Origin of the sequence: Sphingomonas sp., assembly GCF_004799495.1 — a bacterium.
Lineage (GTDB): Bacteria > Pseudomonadota > Alphaproteobacteria > Sphingomonadales > Sphingomonadaceae > Sphingomonas.
Genome location: NZ_SSMY01000001.1, coordinates 19629 through 37894, shown reverse-complemented (window position 1 = coordinate 37894; position 18266 = coordinate 19629). Strand labels below are relative to the sequence as shown.

The 18266-nt window shown below is 68.0% G+C and carries 12 protein-coding genes; 7 read left to right on the top strand and 5 right to left on the bottom strand.

The features are described 5' to 3' along the window. Window positions 1–38: 38 nt before the first annotated feature. Window positions 39–1055, bottom strand: coding sequence for a hypothetical protein (locus E7773_RS00145; protein ID WP_293986707.1), 1017 nt, complete (start codon window positions 1053–1055; stop codon window positions 39–41). After that, entirely contained in the window at window positions 1052–2407 is a 1356-nt protein-coding gene (locus E7773_RS00140; protein ID WP_293986705.1) for a glycosyl transferase family protein, read from the bottom strand. The genes E7773_RS00145 and E7773_RS00140 overlap by 4 nt, the downstream gene beginning before the upstream one ends. Before the next feature lie 157 nt (window positions 2408–2564). Between E7773_RS00140 and E7773_RS00135 the strand changes: the two genes are divergently transcribed. Beyond that, a complete protein-coding gene (locus tag E7773_RS00135; RefSeq protein ID WP_293986703.1) occupies window positions 2565–8381 on the top strand; it encodes an MG2 domain-containing protein in 5817 nt (1938 codons plus the stop codon). A 193-nt stretch (window positions 8382–8574) separates the two neighbouring features. Then, a complete protein-coding gene (pbpC, locus tag E7773_RS00130; protein ID WP_293987137.1) occupies window positions 8575–10611 on the top strand; it encodes a penicillin-binding protein 1C in 2037 nt (678 codons plus the stop codon). Window positions 10612–10904: 293 nt separating this feature from the next. Here the strand turns inward: pbpC and E7773_RS00125 are convergent, their stop codons facing one another. Next, the gene (locus tag E7773_RS00125) at window positions 10905–11363 is read right to left on the bottom strand and encodes an outer membrane protein assembly factor BamE (RefSeq protein ID WP_293987135.1); all 459 of its coding nucleotides are present in this window, start codon (window positions 11361–11363) and stop codon (window positions 10905–10907) included. A 139-nt stretch (window positions 11364–11502) separates the two neighbouring features. Here E7773_RS00125 and E7773_RS00120 point away from each other — a divergent pair, with 139 nt between their 5' ends. The 3 genes from E7773_RS00120 to E7773_RS00110 all read left to right on the top strand — a co-directional run bounded on the left by E7773_RS00120 (window position 11503) and on the right by E7773_RS00110 (window position 13512). Then, on the top strand, window positions 11503–12006 hold the full coding sequence (locus E7773_RS00120; RefSeq protein WP_293987133.1) for a ubiquinol-cytochrome C chaperone family protein: 504 nt from the start codon (window positions 11503–11505) through the stop codon (window positions 12004–12006). After that, window positions 12003–12527 (top strand): DUF177 domain-containing protein, encoded by a 525-nt coding sequence (locus E7773_RS00115; protein WP_293986700.1) that lies wholly within the window; start codon window positions 12003–12005, stop codon window positions 12525–12527. Before E7773_RS00120 ends, E7773_RS00115 begins: the two co-directional genes overlap by 4 nt. A 97-nt stretch (window positions 12528–12624) precedes the next feature. Next, window positions 12625–13512: an SDR family oxidoreductase gene (locus E7773_RS00110; protein ID WP_293986697.1), complete on the top strand. Its 888-nt coding sequence runs from the start codon at window positions 12625–12627 to the stop codon at window positions 13510–13512. Window positions 13513–13546: 34 nt separating this feature from the next. On the opposite strand, the gene E7773_RS00105 is transcribed toward E7773_RS00110, so the two are convergent. Continuing rightward, window positions 13547–14797, bottom strand: a complete 1251-nt coding sequence (locus tag E7773_RS00105) for a divalent metal cation transporter (protein ID WP_293986696.1) — start codon at window positions 14795–14797, stop codon at window positions 13547–13549. Further along, window positions 14794–15021, bottom strand: a complete 228-nt coding sequence (locus tag E7773_RS00100) for a hypothetical protein (protein WP_293986694.1) — start codon at window positions 15019–15021, stop codon at window positions 14794–14796. Before E7773_RS00100 ends, E7773_RS00105 begins: the two co-directional genes overlap by 4 nt. 150 nt (window positions 15022–15171) lie before the next feature. On the opposite strand from E7773_RS00100, the gene E7773_RS00095 reads away from it, so the two are divergent. Further along, on the top strand, window positions 15172–16992 hold the full coding sequence (locus E7773_RS00095) for a non-ribosomal peptide synthetase (RefSeq protein WP_293986691.1): 1821 nt from the start codon (window positions 15172–15174) through the stop codon (window positions 16990–16992). 8 nt (window positions 16993–17000) lie between these two features. Continuing rightward, entirely contained in the window at window positions 17001–18263 is a 1263-nt protein-coding gene (locus E7773_RS00090; RefSeq protein ID WP_293986688.1) for a cytochrome P450, read from the top strand. The last annotated feature ends 3 nt before the right edge of the window (window positions 18264–18266 follow it).

The following is an 18266-nucleotide window of genomic DNA, read 5'->3' as shown; positions in this document are numbered from 1 at the left end:
CTTAACGCGTGGGCGCGCGATGCGGAAGGTTGCGGTCGCTAGAAATCGCTGCCGATCACCAGCACGGGCCCCGAGCCGGGGCGAGCGCTTCCCGCAACGCGCTGGCGCCAGTCCAGCGAGAGGCGGAGCGACTTGCCGGCGACGGGCACGCGCACGCCGAGCGACGGGCCGATGTCGAGCCGCTGTGCGTCGCGCTGGGCGCCGCCCCAGGCGCCGAGGGCGAGGTCGACCTTGGCACCGCCCAACGCGACGACGGGCCGCGACAGACGGGCGGCCCCTTCGGCGAACGGCTCGGTACGGCGGCGGCGGATTGCGCCGGCCTGGCCGTAGGTCTCCAGGTCGAACCCCAGGGCGAGCGGTGCGGGCCCGGTACCCGCGATGATACCGAGCGCCGGGCCGCTCGCGCCGCCGTCGAGCGAACGGCGATATTCGGCGACGAGCCGGACCGGGAGCTTGGTCGGGCGCCATTCGACGCCCAGCGCCGCTTCGCGACCTCTGCCGCGGAGCGGGCTGGCGACGCGGCCGACGATCGCGACGCGGCGGGCCTCGCCGATCGCATAAGCGACGCGCAGGCCGGCCTGGCTGCCGCCCAATTGCCCGCTGCTCAGCCCCGGCGCGATCCCCTGCCCGTCGCGCAACACGAACCACGCGCTCGCCGACCAGCGGCTCGTTCGGGAGCGGGCGGGCGGTGCGGTAGGCGGTGGCGGCGCGAGCAGCGTCTGCGGCGCGGTTTGTGTCGACAGCGGCGCCGCCGCTTCGGAGGCAGGTGGCGACGGGGGATCGGCAATCATCGTCGGTTCGACGCGTGCCACGTCAGGTCGCCCCGGGCGCTGTAACCGACCGGCGGTCGATGCCGCACTGATCTGTGTGTTGATTGGTGCGACCGCCGGCGCGGAACGCCGACCCTCGATTCGCGGCGCGTCGTCGGCGAACGCGGCGGGCACGAGTGCGCGCGGGATCGCCGCCGGTCCCGCCACCGGCCACAACACAAAGGCGCGCAGTGCGACCCAGCCGACTATCGTGGCGCCGAGGAAGCGCAACGGACGGCCGTTCATGGTTCGACCGTTTCAGGAAAACGATGGCGTGTCTTGTCCCACGCCGGGCGCTGGCCCCGGAGTGCCACGACGTAGCGGCCGATCGCGGTGCGCGCCGCCATCAGTGCGATGTAATTGCCGACGACGACGCGCGGGACCGATAACAGTGCCTGCCACAGGCCGTAGGCGCGGCCAGTGAACCACGCCCGCATCGCCATACGCCAGACCATCAGCGCGAGGTTGACCAGCAGCAGTTGGTGGGTCGTCTCGCCGAACACCGGCCCGCTGTCGCCTGCCAGCACATGCACCATCCACGACGCGCCGCAGGCGAGCATCGATAGATAGGCAATCGCAAGTAGGAGCAGCGCGAGCGGCGCGCGGCGGTCGCGCATCCGCATCCAATGGTCGCGCCAGTCGCCGGTCCGGCCCCAGCCGATCCGATCCCAGCCGTCGAGCGCGATTCCGATCATCCACCGCGCCTTCTGCCGCACCGCTTCCTTGACGCGGTTCGGGAAATATTCGGCGACGGCGATCAGCCGGCCGTCGGAGTCGCGGACGCGCGCGAAGACCTGCCGCCCGCCGAGCATCGCGGTGCGCAAACCAAGCTCATAGTCCTCGGTCAGGCTGGCGGCGTCGAACGGATCGCCGCCGCGCGCAGCCGCGACCTTGCCGAGCAAATCGCGGTCGATCGCGCATCCGACCCCGGCGAGCGGCATTGGCGCACCGAGCCAGCCGCGCACCACCAGCCGCTCGCCGTGAGCCTCCGCAAACTCGTCCGCATAGTGCCCGGAGACGAGCGGCGACGCGTGATCGATCAACGGCGACACCGGCAGCTGCACGACCTGATGCTCGCCGAGCAATCCGCGGTATACGCGCAACTCGTCGCGATGGACGACGTCCTCGGCATCGTGAAATGCCACCGCCAGCGCTTGCCAGCCCTGGAGGCGCTCCTCGCGTAACAGCGCTGCCCATAATTGGTTGAGGCAATCGGCCTTGGTGGTCGGACCTTCGCATGGGTTCAGCACCAGCCGGACGCGCGGCTCGCCCGCGGCGACGCCTGCGACCGCATCGATCGTCGCGGGGTCGTTGGCGTAGGCGCCCACATAGAGGCGGGCATCCTCGTCCCCGAACCGCGCGAGCGTCGTCGTCAGCATCGGCCCGATCACCGCCGCTTCGTCCCACGCGGGCACGAAGACGGCGATCCGTCCCGTGACACCCGGCGGGAGGTCGGCAACGTTCAGGTCGCGGCGGCCGTACAACCGCCCGAGCCAATACACCGCGTCGAGCGCGAGGTCGTCGATTCCCCCGATCAGGAAGCCGATACAGGCCAGGATCACGCTTTCGCGCGCGATCGCGTCAACCAATATTGTCACGACCCCCAATAGCGATCCCCCGATTCGCCAATGACTTAGCTTCGCCAAGTAATGGAGCGCGATCAACCCCCCGGTTTTACTCGTGAATCCGCTGGACTTCGGGTGCGGTTGGGATAGCGTATCGTCCTGCTCACCGAAGCCGATGGAGGGGGTTGGAATGAAGCTCGCGGTCCGTGTCGCGTCGCTGGCCCTGGCGTTCGCGCCGATCGCCGCATTCGGTGACAATTCTCCCCATGTCGTGGTCGCTACCCCGGGCGTCGGCGATGGATCGATCGAGCGCTTCACGGTGCGCTTCGACACCCCGATGGTGGCACTGGGCGATCCGCGCGCAGCGAACCCGTTCCTCGTCGAATGCCCCGTCGCCGGGACCGGGCGCTGGGCCGACCAGCAAACCTTCGTCTACGAATTCGCCTCGCCGCTGCCCGGCGGGATCAAGTGCACCTTCACGACGCGCACCGGGGTGAAGAGCGTGTCGGGCTATGCGCTGGCGGGCGACCAGGTGTTCACGGTCGATTCGGGCGGGCCGATGGCGCGCGCGGTGCTGCCGGGCGAGAACAGCAGCGAGATCGAGGAGGATCAGGTCTTCCTGGTCGCCGCCAATTTGCCCGCGACGGCGCAGTCGGTCGCCGCGAACGCCTATTGCTCGGTCGAGGGGCTGGGCGAGAAGATCCCGGTCGACGTGCTGCCTGCCGATACCGCCGCCAAGATCCTCGGCGAGATGGGCACCGACGATAATTACGAAGTGACGAGCTTCCTCGACAGCGGCGGGATGCCCAACACGCTGCCTGCGAGCCTGACCGACCGGCAGAAGATGCTAGCGAGCGTGACGGCGCTCAAATGCCGCCGCCCGTTGCCGCCGGGACACGACATGTCGCTGGTCTGGTCGGGCAAGATCGCGTCGGCGAACGGCAAGCTCGCGGGCACTGACCAGCGCTTCGATTACACCGTGCGCAAACCCTTCGCGGTGAAGTTCGAATGCAGCCGCACCAACGCGCAGGCCGGGTGCAACCCGGTCGAGAAGGCGTATCTGCGTTTCACCGCGCCGATCGCGATGAGCCTTGCCCGGCAGATGCGGATCACCGCCGCCGACGGCCACGAGATCCAGCCGGTGTTCGACAAGGACGAGCTGAAGTCGGCGACGATCAGCGACATCACCTTCGCCGGCCCGATGCCGTATGCGACCACCGCCAAGGTCAGCATCCCCGCCGACGTGAAGGACGAAAGCGGGCGCCCGCTGACCAATGCCGCGCGCTTCCCGCTCGATATCCGTTTCGATGCCGCGCCGCCGCTGGTGAAGTTCGCGGCCAAGTTCGGCATCCTCGAACTGCGCGAAGGCGGGGTGCTGCCGGTCACGGTGCGCAACGTCGAACCGTCGCTCCAAGGCCAGAATCTCGCGGTCGCCGGCCAGTCGCTGCGCGTCGATGGATCGGACGGCAAGATCGCCGAGTGGCTGCGCACGGTCGACAGCGCCGACGATTACGATGTCGAGGATATCAAGAAAGGCGACGAAGTCGTCGGCCATATCCAGAATACCGGTTCGAAACCGATCCTGACCGGCGCCGATGCCGGCTCGCACATGTCGATCGGGCTTCCCGGCAAGGGCAAGGATTTCGAGGTCGTCGGGATTCCGCTGTCCAAGCCCGGCTTCTACGTCGTCGAGCTGGCCAGCCCGGTGCTCGGCCAGGCGCTGCTCGGACGCCGCGCGCCGCGCTACGTCGCGACCGCCGCGCTCGTCACCAACATGGCGGTGCATTTCAAATGGGGCCGCGAAAAGAGTCTTGCCTGGGTGACCAGCCTCGATAGCGGCCAGCCCGTGGCGAACGCCGCGGTGACCGTGACGGACAGCTGTACGGGGGAAGTGCTCGCGAACGGCAAGACCGACCGGTCGGGCGCGGTGTTCATTCCCGAAGGCCTGCCCGAGCCGCAGGCCTATGGCGGGTCATGCTATGCGGGGTCGACGGACCAGCCGCTGATGGTCTCCGCGCGCGCCGGGGACGATTACAGCTTCACGCTGACCGGCTGGGGCGAGGGCATCCGCCCGTCCGATTTCGACCTGCCCTACGGCTATTCGAAGGCGAGCGACGTTTTCCATACGGTGTTCGACCGCGCGCTCGTCCGCCAGGGCGAGACGATCCACATGAAGCACATCATGCGCCGCCCGGAAGGCGCGGGCTTCTCGATCGCGCCCGCCTTCACCGGCACGCTGCGGCTCTCGCATCGCGGGTCGGACGCGCAGTTCGACCTGCCGCTGACGATCGACGGCAACGGCGTGGGCGAGACCGAATGGACCGCGCCCAAGGGCGCTCCGATGGGCGATTACGACGTCCAGATGATCGGCGCTGACGGCGAGACGCACTACACCGAGCAATCGTTCAAGGTCGACGAGTACAAGCTCCCGACGATGCGTGCGAGCGTGACCGGGCCGAAGGAAGCGTCGGTGCGGCCCAAGACGCTGCCGCTCGATCTGTTCGTCGGCTACCTCTCGGGCGGGGGCGCGTCGAACCTGCCGGTCGAGATGCGGGTCGGCTATTTCGGGCGTTCGGCGACGCCCGAGGGATATGACGGCTACACCTTCGGCGGTACCGAAGTGAAGGAAGGGACCAAGCCGCTCAACGGCGACGGCGAGGAGGAAGAGACCCCGCTGCCCCCGACGCAGACGCTGCCCGCGACACTCCGCGCCGACGGTACCGCGCAGACCTCGGTCGACGTGCCGACGCTCGACAGCCCGACCGACATGCTGGTCGAAATGGATTACCAGGACGCCAATGGCGAAACGCTGACCGCGTCGAAGCGAATTCCGATCTTCCCCTCGGCGGTGCAGCTGGGGGTCAAGACCGACGGCTGGCTGATGAAGCAGGACGACCTGCGCCTCAATTTCGTCGCGCTCGACACGGACGGCAAGCCGCTGAAGGGCCAAAACGTCCAGGTCGCGCTCTACAGCCGCCAGATCCTGACCGCGCGGCGGCGGTTGATCGGCGGGTTCTACGCCTACGACAACCAGATGACGACCAAGCGGATTTCGGGGACGTGCTCGGCGACCACCGACGAGCTCGGGCTCGCCAAGTGCAGCATCGACCCCGGCGTGTCGGGCGAAGTCTATATCGTCGCGACGACGACCGACGCGAACGGCAACGTCAGCCGCGCGGTGCGCTCGGTGTGGCTGGCGGGCGACGACGAATGGTGGTTCGGCGGCGACAATGGCGACCGCATGGACGTCGTCCCCGAAAAGCTGACCTACAAGGCGGGCGAGACCGCGCGGTTCCAGGTGCGCATGCCGTTCCGCGAAGCCGAGGCGCTGGTGACGGTCGAGCGCGAGGGCGTGCTGTCGAGCTTCGTGACCAAGCTGTCGGGGTCGAACCCGGTGATCGAGGTCGCAATGCCGGCGAGCTACGCGCCCGACGTCTATGTCTCGGTGATGGCGGTGCGCGGGCGCGCCAAGCCGGGGGCGTGGAGCTGGCTCCAGGGTATCGGGCGCCAGCTCGGGCTGTCCAGCGCACCGGTCGAATCGCAGGAACCGACCGCGCTCGTGGACCTCGCCAAGCCGAGCTACCGTCTCGGCATCGCCAAGGTGAAGGTCGGGTGGGAAGGCCATCAGCTCGCCGTCGCGGTCAAGGCCGACCACGAGCGCTATGCGGCGCGCTCGACCGCGTTGGCGGACATCACCGTCAAGACCCCCGACGGCAAACCGGCGAAGACCGCCGACGTCGCGTTCGTCGCGGTCGACCAGGCGCTGCTCCAGCTCGCCCCCAACGACAGCTGGGACGTGCTGACCGCGATGATGGGCGAGCGCCCGCTGTCGGTCGTCACCGCGACCGCGCAGACTCAGGTCGTCGGCAAGCGCCATTACGGCAAGAAGGCGGTCGAGGCGGGCGGCGATGGCGGCGGCGGCGATTTGTCGGGGCTCAACCGCGAGAATTTCCAGCCGGTGCTGCTGTGGCAGGGCAAGGTTCCGCTCGATGCGGGCGGCCATGCCGCGGTCCATGTCCCGCTCAACGATGCGCTGTCGAGCTTCAAACTCGTCGCGATCGCCACCGACGGCGCGCAATTGTTCGGCACCGGCAGCGCCGACATCCGCACCGCGCAAGACCTGACGGTCTATGCCGGGATTCCGCAGATGGTGCGCACCGGCGACCAGTACGCCGCCGGGTTCACGCTCAGGAACGGCTCGGACAAGCCGATGACGGTGACGGCGAACGTCGACCTCGAACCGCGGATCGCGGTCGGCAAGCCGCTGACCGTGACGATCCCCGCCGGGGGCGCCGCGCCGATCGCGTGGAACCTCACCGCGCCGATGGGCGCCGGCCAGCTCAAATGGACGGTCAGTGCCAAATCGAGCGACGGCAAGGCGGTCGACCGCGTGACCACGACGCAGGACGTGATCGACACCTATCCGACCGACGTCTGGGCGGCGACGCTGACGCATGTCCAGCCGACTGGGGGCATGATCGCGGTCGCGCCGCCGGCGGGTGCGCTGCCCGGGCGCGGGGTGGTCGACATCCAGCTGACCGACACGCTCGCGCCGCCACTGGCGGGCGTGCGGCGGTTCATGTCCTTCTATCCCTACGATTGCTTCGAACAGCGGCTGAGCCGCGCGGTCGCGCTCGGCGACATGGGGCAATGGCAGGCGCTGGTCGGCGACTTGCCGACCTATCAGGCGGACGACGGCCTGCTGCGCTACTGGCCCGACCCGAGGATGGCAGGGTCGGAGGCGCTCACGGCGTACGTCCTGTCGATCACCGCCGATGCTGGGCTGCCGATCCCCGACGCCGCCAAGACCAAGATGGTCGAGGGGCTGAAGGCGGTGCTCGACGGGCGCTTGCGGCACGAGGATTACGGCGACGTGCGGCTGATGCGGCTGGCGGCGTTCAACGCGATCGCACGGGCGGGGGCGGCGACCCCGGCGATGCTCGGCCAGATCAGCATGATCCCGCAGGAGATGCCGACCTCGAACCTGGCCGACTATCTCGTCGCGCTCGACAAGGTGCCGGGGCTGGCCAACGCCAATGCGCTCAAGGCCAAGGTCGAAGCGGTGCTGCGGACGCGGCTGGTGTACGAGGGCACGCGGCTCGACCTGTCCGACCAGGACAAGGCGCCGTGGTGGCTGATGTCGTCGGGTGACGAGGGGTCGATCAAGGCGGTCATCGCGACGCTCGGCCGGCCCGGCTGGAACGACGAAGCGGCCAAGATGATGGTCGGCGTGGCGCTGCGCCAGGCGCACGGGCGGTGGGACACGACCACCGCCAATGCCTGGGGCACGATCGCGGCAAAGAAGTTTGGCGGGCTGTATCCCGCGGCGGCGATCATGGGCACGACGACGCTGTCGCTCGGCACGCAATCGATCAGCCGGTTGTGGCCGCTCGCGGGCGACCAGCGCACGGTCAGCTTCCCGCTGCCCGCGGCGCAGACCCCGCTGATGCTGCGCCAGGCGGGCGGCGCGGGGCCGTGGGCGGTGGTGCAGGTGTCGGCGGCGGTGCCACTGACCCAGCCGGCGTTCTTCGGCTACAAGCTGACCAAGAAGATCGAGCCGATCAGCCAGCGCGTGGCCGGCCAATGGACCAAGGGCGACGTCGCGCGGGTGATCATCACGGTCGAAGCCACCGCCGAACGTAACTGGGTGGTGGTCAACGATCCAATCCCGGCGGGCGCGACGATTATCGGCAATTTCGCCAACCAGTCGCAATTGCTCGGCAGCCAGGAAAGCGGCGGGGGCGGGAGCAATTTCCAGGCGGTCGATGGTGATGGCAAGCTGTGGGACGTCCAGGTCGGGGTGCAGCCGTCGTACGTCGAACGCCGCAACGATTCGTATCGCGGCTATTTCGGCTGGGTGCCGCGCGGCAGCTTCACGATCGCCTATGTCATGCGGCTGAACGCGCCGGGGACGTACAACCTGCCGTCGAGCCGGGTCGAGGCGATGTATTCACCCTCGATCAACGCGCAGGTGCCCAACGCGGCGTTCACGATCCGCGACAAGTGAGCGGCGTATGATCGCGCGCGAACGCATTCTGGCCACGTGGCGCTGGGCGCGTGCGGTCGAGGCGCGCGTGGACGAAGGGATCGCGCGGGGCGGCGGCTGGCTGCGCGATCATCGGCCCCGCACGCGACGGCAATGGATATGGACCGGGCTCGGCGGCCTGCTCGCCGTGTTCCTGCTGCTCGATTTTCTGACTATGCCGCCGCGGATGCCCGATTACGCCATGGTGCGCGCGGCGTGGCAGCCGTCCGAGGCGTGGCTGTACGACCGTAACGGCGTGCTGATCGATTCGTCGCGCGTCGATTTCGCACGGCGGCGGCTCGGCTGGACCCCGCTCGACAAGATCGCGGCGCCGGTCGGCGAGGCGGTGGTCGCGGCCGAGGACCATCGTTTCTACGCGCACGACGGGGTCGACTGGCTGGCGACGCTCGGCGCGCTGCGCGACCGGATCGAGGGGAAGCGCTCGCGCGGTGCCTCGACGCTGTCGATGCAGGTCGCGGCGTTCCTCGCCCCCGATCTCGCGCGGCCCGGCGCGCGCGGCTGGCTCGACAAGATCCGCCAGATGCGCGCGGGACTCGAAATCGACGGGGCGTGGAGCAAGCCGCAGATCCTCGAGGCGTACCTGAACCTCGCCGGCTATCGTGGCGAGGCGCAGGGTATCGGCGCGGCGGCGCTCGGACTGTTCGGCAAGACCCCCGATGCGCTGAGCCGCGACGACGCGTTGCTGCTCGTCGCGCTGCTCCCCGAACCGCAAGCTGGCGCGCCGACCGTCGCGCGGCGCGCGTGCGCGATGGCGCACGACAAGGATTGTGCGCGATTCGAGGCGGCGGCGTGGTCGATGCTTGGCCCGGCGCGCAGCCTGCAACTCGACCCCGGCCTCGCGCCGCACCTCGCGCAGCGGCTGCTGATCCGGCCGGGGCTCAAGGTCAGGACCACGCTCGACATCAACGTCCAGCGCGTCGCGATCGCCGCGCTCAAGCGCCAGCTCGAGGGGCTGGGCAGCAGCCGCGCGCGCGACGGCGCGGTGGTGGTGCTCGACAATGCGACGGGCGACGTGCTCGCCTATGTCGGCGGGATCGGCGGCAATTCGACCGCCGCGTCGGTCGATGCGGCGAGCGCGTATCGCCAGGCCGGATCGACGCTCAAGCCGTTCCTCTACGCGCAAGCGATCGAGAAGGGGTATCTCACGCCCGCCTCGATCCTCGACGATTCGCCGGTCCAGCTCGACACCGCGTCGGGGCTCTACGTGCCGCAGAATTACGACAAGGGGTTCAAGGGACCGGTGTCGGTGCGCTCGGCGCTGGCGGGCTCGCTCAACGTGCCGGCGGTGCGGACGCTGTTGCTGGTCGGGGTCGATGCGTTTCGCGACCGGTTGTGGGACACCGGTTATCAGGGGCTGGTCGAGGACGGCGATTATTACGGCTACAGCCTCGCGCTCGGCTCGGCCGAGGTCACGTTGCTCGAACAGGCCGACGCCTATCGCAGCCTCGCCAACGGCGGGCGCTGGAGCCCGGTGCGGCTGACTGCCGACGACCCCCGGCGCGATCCGCGCGCGATCACGACGCCGCAGGCCGCGTGGATCGTCGGCAACATGCTGTCCGACCCCAATGCGCGCGCGGTGACGTTCGGGCTCGATTCCTCCCTCCGCCTACCCTTCTGGGCGGCGGTCAAGACCGGCACGTCGAAGGCGATGCGCGACAATTGGTGCGTCGGTTTCTCCGACCGCTACACCGTCGCGGTATGGGTCGGGAACGTCGAAGGCGACGCGATGCGCGCGGTATCGGGGACGAGCGGCGCGGCGCCGGTGTGGCGCGACGTGATGCTCGCGCTGCACGACGGCTTGCCGAGCCGCGCGCCGGCGATGCCGACCGGGGTGGAGGCGCGCGCGATCGCCTTTGCCGGCAACATCGAACAGCCGCGCCGCGAATATTTCCTTCAGGGGACGGGAATGAGCCTGGTCGCCGCCGCCCCCGCCGAATCACGCCGTCCGCGCATCACCAATCCGGTGTCGGGCAGCGTCTATGCGATCGACCCCGACATCCCGATCGACCGCCAGCGGCTGGCGGTCGCAGTGACCGGCGACGCCGTGACGCATCGGCTGACGCTCGATCAAAAGGATCTGGGCGATGCGAGCACCGCGCCGCTGATCCTGCCCGGGCCTGGGCGGCACCGGCTCGCGCTGCTCGATCTCGGCGGCAAGGTGGTCGACCAGGTCGTCTTTACGATGCGGTGAAAACAAAGGCGCCCGGGCGGGCATTGAGATCGCCCGGGCGCCTGCCACTACCGGGGTTGCCGGTAGAAGGGGTGGGTTGCGGATTTGTTGCGGCGCGAATCGGTTCGCGCCATCGTGGGGGAAGCTTTAAGCGAACCGGACTGAACGAGTCGCGAACACGCGAGTCAGGTTAGAGCAAGGGAGCATAGACGTCGGCGAAGCCGCCGCCGGACGGGTTCGGCTGGCGCCACCCGCCGGCCGTGCCGGGCGGTGCGCTTTGCGCACCGGTGCGGACGTTGCCCCGCCTGCGCCCGTCAGGGCTGGCTGTCGTCTCCGCCACCCTTGCCCGCACCCTGCGCGCCGACCGTGCCGATATTGCCGAACAACTCCTCGAAGAAGCTGCGCTTGCGGCCCAAAGTCGGTGTGGTCTTGCCGTACGGGTTGATCGACGCGACCCGCTCCACGCCGGTCCGCGTGATGTCCTGAACGACCCCGGTTTGCGTGAAGCTGATCTTCAGCGTGATCTGGCTCTTCGCCTTGGGCTTCAGGTACGCGAGGTTGCGGCTGTCGCGCGCGATATAATACCAGTCACCGGTGTTGAACTGGCTGGCGAAGCTCGGCTTGCCGAGCGTCTGCAGCACCGAATTGCGGTTATCGACCCCGGGCTGGACCGAGTTCACCAGGTCGGCATCGATGATATATCCCTGATGCGAGCGCAGCGGCGCACACCCGGCGGCGAGCGTCAGCGCCGATAGTGTCGCGGTGAGGGCCATGATCCGGCCAGCCTTGGTCAATTCGATTCTCCCGCGCGCACGCTCGTCACTAGGGACCGCGATTGCATCGCGGGCCGTTCGCCTCAATATGCGGACCATGCCGGTGGCACAAGCCGCTGCCTTTTTCCGAGAGTGAATGATGGGTTTTTTCGACCGATTTAAGGCGAAGCGCGACGAGACCGCGGCGCTCTACGCCGCCGTCGTGGCGCGGGCGCGCGCGCCGCACTGGTATGTCGAGGGTGGCGTGCCCGATACCGTCGACGGGCGGTTCGACACGATCGCGGTGGTGCTGACGATGGTGATGCTGCGGCTCGAGGGCGAACCGGCGGGCGTCCCCGTCGCGACGCATCTGGCCGAGGCTTTCGTCGACGACATGGACCCGCAATTGCGCGAGATCGGGATCGGTGACTTGCTCGTCGGCAAGCATATCGGGCGGATGATGGGGATGCTCGGCGGGCGGCTCGGCGCGTATCGCGACGCGCTGGCGGCGGGCGATCTCAAGCCGGCGCTGGTGCGCAACCTCTATCGCGGCGAGGCGCCGAACGATGCGGCGCTCGCTCATGTAGAGCGCGAGGTGTTGATGTTACACACCGCGTTGGCTGGCACGACTGTCGACCGTTTGATCGCCGGTCAGCTGCCGTGAGCATACCCGAATTCTCGCGGCCGTTACGCGCCGACACGATCGGCGGCGAGCCGCGCTCGGTCGAGATCGATGCCGACGCGGTTGAACGGGCAGCATTGGCTAAGCGCTTCGAGCTGATCGCGATCGAGCGGCTCACGGCATCCTTCACGATCCGCCGTGACGCCGCCGGGGTCGTCGCCGACGGGCGAGTCGAGGCCGACGTGACCCAGGCGTGCAGCGTTACTGGCGACCCCCTCGCTACCGGCGTGGACGAGACAGTCGAACTGCGCTTCGTCGAGGCGAGCGACAGCGGAGATGACGAGGTCGAACTGGGCGATGACGACCTGGACGTGATGCCCTACGACGGCGCTGCGATCGACCTGGGCGAGGTCGCCGCCGAGACGATGGCGCTGGCGCTCGACCCGTTTCCGCGCGGGCCGGGTGCGGAGGCGTTGCTGAAGGCGGCCGGGGTAATGAACGAGGAAGAGACCAGGCCGATCGGCGCGCTGGCCGGACTGAAGGACAAACTGGCGGGGCGATAACCGCTGATAGGATATTCGCGGAGCAACCCCTGCGGCGGAATTGCGTTCTGGCTCGGTAAGCATCGCGCTTTCGGGCGCGCCAGACCGAGGACGCGCCATGGAAGCCGAGTTGATCGACCCGCAGGATAAATATCACAGCGACGGCTTCAGCGAGCAGCCGCAGGAATGGCCCGGGCTCCAGCGCGACATGGACCCGGTCCCGGACTGCGGCGAAGAAAGCTATGCGGGGACGGGCCGTCTCAAGGGCCGGCGCGCGCTGGTCACGGGCGGGGATTCGGGGATCGGCCGTGCCGCCGCGATCGCTTTCGCGCGCGAGGGCGCGAAGGTCGCGATCAACTATCACCCCAAGGAGCAGCCCGATGCCGACGACCTGAAGGCTGTGCTCGAGCGCGACGGGCACGATCTGGTGCAATTGCCCGGCGACCTGACCGACCTCGATTTTTGCCTGAAGCTGATCGACGACGCGGTCGGTCGGCTCGGCGGGCTCGATCTGCTCGTGATCAACGCCGGCTATCAGCAAGCGCGAAAGTCGATCGCCGACATCACGCACGAGCAGTTCGATCGCACGATGAAGACCAATATCTACGCGATGTTCTGGCTGTCCAAGCGCGCCGCGGAGGTGATGCCCGCGGGTTCGGCGATCATCAACACAGCGAGCGTCAACAGTTTCAATCCGGTCGAGGAGTTGCTCGACTATGCGACGACCAAGGGCGCGATCGAGATTTTCACCAAGGGGCTGGCCAAGCAGCTCGCGTCCAAGGGCATTCGCGTGAACGCGGTGGCGCCCGGCCCGGTGTGGACGCCGCTCCAGATTTCCGGCGGTCAGCTCGAAGGCAAGGTCGAAAAGTTCGGACAGGACACCCCGATCGGCCGCGCCGGCCAGCCGGCCGAGCTCGCCGGCCTGTACGTGACCCTGGCCGAGGAGAGCAACAGCTTCACCACCGGGAGCGTGTTTGGTGCGAACGGCGGGACGGGTGTCAGCTGATCGACCGGCGCCCCGGGATCGCGCGGGCGATTGCCTAGCCCGGGAATACCGCCATGCCGATCACGGCGGCCGCCATCACTGCCGTCGTCAGCCAACCGAATATCTTGAGCACTAGCCCGGCGGTGAACTCGCCCATCACCGCCTTGCGCGACGCGACCAACATGGTGCCGATCAGGATGGGTACCGCGACGACCCCGTTGACTACCGCGCTCCAGAACAGCGCGCGGATCGGATCGATCGGTGACCAGTCGATGCCGATCCCGAGCATCATCGCCACCGCGATCACGACGTAGAATGCCTTCGCGTCTCTCGGCTTCTCCTCCAGCCCCGTGTTCCAATCGAACGTTTCGCCGATCGCGTACCCCGCCGATCCGGCGAGCACGGGGACGGCGAGCAGCCCGGTGCCGATGATGCCGAGGCTGAACAGCGCAAAGGCGAGCTTGCCCGCGACCGGCTCGAGCGCCTTCGCGGCATCGGCGGCGGTCTGGATGTCGGTCTTGCCCGCCGCATGCAGCGTGGCCGCGGTGCCCAGCATGATCGCGAGCCCAACGATGTTCGAAATCGCCATGCCCCCGAACGTATCGTAACGGATCCGGCTGAGCGCCTTGGGGCCTTGCTCGGGCACATCGACGAGCGGTTGGCGGCGGTCCCGTTGACCGACTTCCTCGACCTCTTGGGAGGCTTGCCAGAAAAACAGGAACGGGCTGATCGTCGTCCCGAAAATGGCGACGATTGTCGTGGCCGCCGCGGTCCCTGCGATCGTCGGAACGACCATTCCCCTGGCGGCGGCGATCCAATCGACCTTCACCATGAATACCAGCGCGATATACGCGGCCAGTACCAACGTCAGCCATTTGAGGAAATTGGCGTACCTGCGGTACGGCACGAACATCTGGAGCAGCAGCGAGGCCACGGCGAAGACGATCGTGAAGACATGCTCGCCCCGCCCGACCACGAGCTGGGCGGACTCGCCCATCGCCGCGAGGTCGGCACCGATATTGATCGTGTTGGCAATGAACAGCAGCGCGACCAGGATAGCGACAGCCCAGCGCGGCATGACCCGGCGCAGGTTCCGCGCAAGACCGCTGCCGGTGACTCGACCGACTCTTGCGCTGATCAACTGGACGGCGCTCATCAGCGGATAGGTGAGCACCAGCGTCCACAGCAATGTGGGTCCGAACTGCGCCCCCGCCTGTGAATAGGTGGCGATGCCGCTCGGATCGTCGTCGGCCGCGCCGGTAACGAGCCCTGGGCCCAGCTTCTTGAAGATACTTTGGATATTCACGCGCCCGGCGTACCCTTTTCCCTGCTTTTTTCTTCGCGCCCCTGCACCTGGTAGGAAATCCAGCGGAGCAGCATGCCAATCGCGGACGCCGCCATGCCGGCGATCAGGCAGAACATGAGGAGCGGCTTTTCGGACGCGGCTTTCCAGGACACCGCGCCAAGCAGGATCACGCTCAGCGTCGAGACGAAATAGCCGCTTGTCTTGATCGTGTTAGAGGCGCGCATGATCCCCTGTTCAATGCCTCCGATCGTTTTAGGTTTCGACTAACTCGATCAATGTGTCGCACCCCCCGCTTGCCGACGTGCCGCAACGAAGGGAAACGCGATTGACGGGCGGTTAAGTGAAATCAAACAATTTTGTGATTTTACTCGGCCATGGCCAGTCAATATCCCAATCCGCAGGTTTCGCCTGCGCACGCTTCGGCGGCGCCGGTGGACGTTATCGCCTCGGTCGCGAGTGACCACCCCAGCCGGACCGCGCTCGTCGCGGAGTGCGGCACGCTCAGCTACGCTGAGCTCGACCGGCGCGCGAACCGCGTCGCGGCGTGGCTGCGCGCGCAAGGTGTCGGGCCGGAGAGTCTGGTCGGCATCTGCATCGAGCGGTCGTTCGACCAGCTGACGGTGGCGCTGGGCGTGTGGAAAGCGAACGCCGCCTACCTTCCGCTCGACCCGTCGTGGCCCGACGGCCGCCTTCGCATGATCGTCGAGGACGCCGCCTGCGCGGTCGTGATCGGCCGCAGCGAAGCGGTCGAGCGGCTGGACGGGGTCGATACTCCTGTCGTCGCGCTCGACTGGGATACGTTGCCTGCTGCCGAAGAGAGCCCCGCGACACCTGTCGATTCGGATGCGCTGGCCTATGTCATCTACACCTCGGGCACCACGGGGCGTCCCAAGGGCGTCGAAGTCACCCACGGCAACCTCGCGCACCTCATCGCGTGGCATAATGACGCGTTCGGGGTCACCGCGGACGATCGCGGCAGTCACTTAGCCGGGCTCGGGTTCGACGCATCGGTATGGGAAGTGTGGCCGTATCTCGCGGCCGGCGCCTCGGTCGTGCTCGCGACGGACGATGTCCGCACCTCGGACGTGCGGCTCAAGGCGTGGTTGATCGTGCAGGGCGTGACCGTCGCGTTCGTGCCGACAGCGCTCGCGCAGGACTTGATCCGCGACGATTGGGCGAGCGGCGCGAAATTGCGTTATCTGCTGACGGGCGCCGACCGTTTGCTCGGCCGCCCGCGCGCGGGGCTGCCGTTCGCGCTGGTCAACAATTACGGCCCGACCGAATGCACCGTGGTCGCGACGTCCGCGATCGTGCCGCCCGAAGCGACCGAGAAAGGCTTGCCCCCGATCGGCCGCCCGATTGGCGCGACCGTGATCCGTATCCTCGACGCCGCCGGCCAGCCCGTCGCGGGCGATGCGCAGGGCGAAATCTATATCGGCGGGCCGCAGGTGGCGCGCGGCTATCGGCACCAGCCGGCGATGACCGCCGAGAAGTTCGTGACGATCGACGGCGCCCGTTTCTACCGCACCGGCGACTTGGGGTCTTGGCGCGCGGACGGGCAGATCGCGTTTCATGGCCGCGTCGACGATCAGGCCAAGGTGCGCGGCCACCGCGTCGAGCCCGAGGAAACCGCAAGCGTGCTGCGCGAGCATCCGGCCGTACGCGCCGGCGCGGTGATCGCCGCCCCCGCGGCCGACGGCGGCGACATGCTTGTCGGCTATGTCGTGGCTAGCGATACGGCGACGGCGGAGGACTTGCGCGACTATTTGGCGCAGACGCTGCCGGAGTACATGATCCCCGCGGCGTTCGTACGCATGGACGAGCTGCCGATGACGGCCAATGGCAAGCTCGATAAGAAAGCGCTGCCCGCGCCGTCCGACGACAACGCCTTGTCCTCGGCCGGCTTCGCCACCGCGCAGACCGCCGCGGAAGAGCGGCTCGTCGGCATCCTCGAAGACGTGCTCGGCCGCGGCAATGTCGGGATCGACGACAATTTCTTCCTGCTCGGCGGGCACTCGCTGCTCGGCACGCAGGTGGTGCTGCGCGCGGGCGAGGCGTTCGGGATCGACCTGACGCTGCGCGACCTGTTCCAGGCGCCGACGATCCGCCAGCTCGCGCTCAGGATCGAGGAAGTCGTCATGCAGATGATCGAGCAGATGAGCGACGACGAAGCGCAAGCGCGCGTCGCCGGATAGGACCGCCGATGACCGATCAATCCCCGATCCAGGCGGCCGCGCCGTTCGACCCGAGCCTCAGCCTGTTCCAGCTGCTCGACCCGAAGGTCCATGCCGATCCGTTCCCCTTCTATCGCCGCCTGCGCGAGGAAGCGCCGGTGATGTGGGACCCGTTCATGCACACCTGGGTCGTGACCCGGTACGAGGACGTGCATCTCGTGCTGAAGGAGTTCAGCGCCGACCGCACGCCCGACCCGAAGAAGATGGAGGCGCTCGGCCTGCCCTCACTCGGTCCGGTAGCCGACCTGATGGCGCGCCAGATGCTGTTCCTCGACGCGCCCGACCACACCCGGCTGCGCAAGCTCTGCATGAGCGCCTTCACCCCGCGCCGGGTCGACGCGATGGAGGACAAGGTCCGCGATATCGCGCACGGCCTGATCGACGATATGGTCAAGGGCGGCGAGTGCGAGCTGATCGCCGATTTCGCCGAGCCCTTTCCGGCGATCGTCACCGCCGGGCTGCTCGGCGTGCCGCTCGAGGATCACCGCCAGCTCAAGGCATGGTCGGCGACCTTTGCGGAGATGCTCGGCAATTTCCAGCACAACCCCGACCGCATCCGCGACGTCTTGAAGTGCGTTGCCGACATGACCGGCTATTTCCGCGACGCCGTGCGCGAGCAGGAGCGCAACCCGACCGACGGTCTGATCCGTTCGCTGATGGACGCCGAAGTCGACGGCCAGAGCCTCAGCGAAGACGAGGTCATCGCCAACACCATCGTGACGATGGTCGGCGGGCAGGAGACCACCACCAACCTGATCGGCAACGGCATCCTCACGCTGATCCGCCAGCCCGACAAGCAGGCGCAATTGCGCGCGCATCCCGAGATCATCGAGAGCGCGGTCGAGGAATTGCTGCGCTACGAAACGCCGAGCCAGCACACCGCGCGGATCGTCAAGCAAGACACGGTGATCGGCGGCAAGCTGCTCAAGAAGGGCGAAGCGGTGATGGCGGTGATGGCCGCGGGCAACCGCGACCCCGAACGCTTCGCCAATCCCGACGAGCTCGACCTGACGCGGACCGACAACCGCCACCTCGCGTTCGGCTGGGCGGCGCATTTCTGCTTCGGCGCGGCGCTGGCGCGGATGGAGGCGCGGATTTCGTACCTCGCTTTGCTCGCGCGGATGGAGGACCTTCGCGTCGCGGTGCCCGAGAGCAAGCTCGAATGGCGGACCAATTCGGGGCTGCGCGGCCTCTCCGCGCTGCCGCTCGCTTTCCGTCCCGTCGCGGGCTGAGCC

What these genes read in the sequence shown, in the direction of transcription:
- E7773_RS00145 (WP_293986707.1), bottom strand. Translation starts at nt 1,055, where the DNA reads ATGAACGGCCGTCCGTTGCGCTTCCTCGGCGCCACGATAGTCGGCTGG.
- E7773_RS00135 (WP_293986703.1), top strand. Translation starts at nt 2,565, where the DNA reads ATGAAGCTCGCGGTCCGTGTCGCGTCGCTGGCCCTGGCGTTCGCGCCG.
- pbpC (WP_293987137.1), top strand. Translation starts at nt 8,575, where the DNA reads ATGCCGCCGCGGATGCCCGATTACGCCATGGTGCGCGCGGCGTGGCAG.
- E7773_RS00125 (WP_293987135.1), bottom strand. Translation starts at nt 11,363, where the DNA reads ATGGCCCTCACCGCGACACTATCGGCGCTGACGCTCGCCGCCGGGTGT.
- E7773_RS00120 (WP_293987133.1), top strand. Translation starts at nt 11,503, where the DNA reads ATGGGTTTTTTCGACCGATTTAAGGCGAAGCGCGACGAGACCGCGGCG.
- E7773_RS00110 (WP_293986697.1), top strand. Translation starts at nt 12,625, where the DNA reads ATGGAAGCCGAGTTGATCGACCCGCAGGATAAATATCACAGCGACGGC.
- E7773_RS00100 (WP_293986694.1), bottom strand. Translation starts at nt 15,021, where the DNA reads ATGCGCGCCTCTAACACGATCAAGACAAGCGGCTATTTCGTCTCGACG.
- E7773_RS00095 (WP_293986691.1), top strand. Translation starts at nt 15,172, where the DNA reads ATGGCCAGTCAATATCCCAATCCGCAGGTTTCGCCTGCGCACGCTTCG.
- E7773_RS00090 (WP_293986688.1), top strand. Translation starts at nt 17,001, where the DNA reads ATGACCGATCAATCCCCGATCCAGGCGGCCGCGCCGTTCGACCCGAGC.